This is a genomic window from Megasphaera sp. AF13-6AC (genome assembly GCF_027685385.1).
In the GTDB taxonomy this organism is placed as follows: domain Bacteria; phylum Bacillota; class Negativicutes; order Veillonellales; family Megasphaeraceae; genus Megasphaera; species Megasphaera micronuciformis.
In genome coordinates this window covers 366-2,477 of record NZ_JAQCUN010000162.1, presented here as the reverse complement: position 1 = coordinate 2,477, position 2,112 = coordinate 366, and the positions used below count along the sequence as shown (strand labels likewise).

2 protein-coding genes and 1 pseudogene are annotated in these 2,112 nt (G+C 48.2%); all 3 read right to left on the bottom strand.

Annotation, left to right across the window (positions count from 1 at the left end; all coding sequences use genetic code 11):
- A pseudogene (locus PGX78_RS07570) lies at nt 1–838 on the bottom strand (YgiQ family radical SAM protein); the annotation flags it as partial.
- Between the two features lie 9 nt (nt 839–847).
- Nucleotides 848–1,228, bottom strand: a complete 381-nt coding sequence (locus tag PGX78_RS07565) for a helix-turn-helix domain-containing protein (protein WP_040773908.1) — start codon at nt 1,226–1,228, stop codon at nt 848–850.
- Nucleotides 1,229–1,258: 30 nt separating this feature from the next.
- Nucleotides 1,259–2,112, bottom strand: an 854-nt coding sequence (locus PGX78_RS07560) for an FtsK/SpoIIIE domain-containing protein (protein WP_270446270.1), incomplete at its 5' end; no start/stop codon positions are given.

The window sequence follows — 2,112 nt, the reverse complement described above, 5'->3', positions numbered from 1 at the left end:
GCGTAAACGGCAATTCGTAAATAGCATCCATTTCCGCCGTCGTCAACGGTTCTGCCGGCGGAGTTTGAACGACAAACCGATTTTCAGACGGTTGAATAATCGTCTTTCCGTAAAAAGGGTCTTGCTCTTCATATTGAATTTTAAAAGCTTCGGCAAATTTATACTTATCCGCCTTAACCTCTTCATAAGAAGGGCAGAAAACGGAATCCTTAATATTCGGCATCTTGCTCGTCACATAACAAATGCCGCGAATATTATACATTTCCGCCGTCGTTTTTCCTTCCGCCAGCGCATCTGCTATTTGAGCTACCGAATGTTCACCCATACCGTAGCTCAGGATATCAGCCTTACTGTCCAGCAGCATGGAATGCCGCACCTTATCGGACCAATAATCGTAATGAGCAAAGCGTCTGAGACTCGCTTCAATCCCTCCGATAATGATGGGTACGTCTTTATAGGCTTCACGCATGCGGTTGGCGTATACAATCGTTGCTCGTTCGGGACGCCGACCGGCCTTCCCGCCCGGCGAATAACTGTCCGTATTGCGAATTTTCTTGGCAGCCGTTTTTTCACTGAGCATAGAATCGAGGTTTCCCGCCGTAATCAGAATACCCAGGCGCGGCTTGCCGAGAACCTTAAACGCCTCGACATCGTGCCAATCCGGTTGAGAAATAAGGCCTACACGATAACCGCGCTCTTCCAGCATGCGTCCGATCAGAGCCGCTGCAAAGCCGGGGTGATCCACATAGGCATCCCCGTTGACATATACGAAGTCAAGCTGATCCCAGCCGCGTTCTTCCATATCTTTACGACTTGTTACCAAAAATTCCGTACTCATCGTCTACCTCTAAACAATCAACCATACTATGAGGAGAATAAACAAAATTACTCCTACAATAATCGTAATCTCCGGCCAACTTACAGTCTTGCGACGACGCCTACGCCGTCCTTTTCCGCTTTCCACGGCGGTAGGAGCCGCTTTTTGCAAAAGAACCGGTTCACTCGGTCCGTCGTATTGAGCCACGAGTTCTTCCCCGTCCATGCCCAAATAGGAGGCATAGGCACGGATAAAGCCCTTGACATATACCTCTCCGGGAATGACGGCGAAATTTTCCTCTTCCAAGGCGGATAAATACTTCGTTTTAATATAGACGGCCTTGGATACTTCCGTCAACGTACGACCTTGAGTTTCCCTCTCGGTCCGCAATATATTACCGATTGAAGACAACTTGCTTATCCTCCGTTATTTCCTTGGCGCCTATGAATGCGAAAAATACTTTTCCTGTACCTCTTCAGGCGTCATCAATATATCTCTGGCCTTACTGCCGTTGGACGGCCCGACAATATGCATGGCTTCCATCGTATCGATCATGCGTGCCGCCCGCGAAAAACCGATACGAAAACGGCGTTGCAACAAGGATACGGAAGCTTGCTGAGTTTCCATAACCATCATAATAGCCTTGTCCATAAGCTCGTCTTCAAAGAAGTCGTCTTTACCGCCGTCGTGAGATGCCTCCTGCTGAGCCGCTTCAACCGCTTCATTGTACTGAGGACGGCGTTGCTCTTTAATATATTCTACCAACTCGTCGATTTCTCCGTCCGAGACAAAAGCACCCTGTACGCGCACAGGTTTGGAAGCGCCCATGGGATAAAAAAGCATATCTCCTTTACCGATGAGTTTTTCCGCTCCGGCCATATCCAAAATGGTACGCGAATCAATTTGACTCGATACGGCAAAGGCAATACGACTGGGTACATTGGCCTTAATAAGACCGGTAATGACATCCACGGACGGTCGCTGCGTAGCTAATACCAGATGCATACCGCAGGCACGAGCCTTCTGTGCCAAACGGCAAATAGAATCTTCCACATCACCGGCGGCAGCCATCATGAGATCCGCCAATTCGTCAATAATAATGACTACATACGGCATGGCTTCTTCCGGATTGAGTTCATTATATCTCTTAATATCACGTGTTTTCGTCAAGGCAAAGCGCTTATATCGATCATCCATTTCCTTTACGGCCCAACGCAAAACATTGGCGGCCTTCTTCGGATCCGTAACGACAGGTGTCATCAAATGAGGAATCCCGTTATAGTTGGACAATTCGA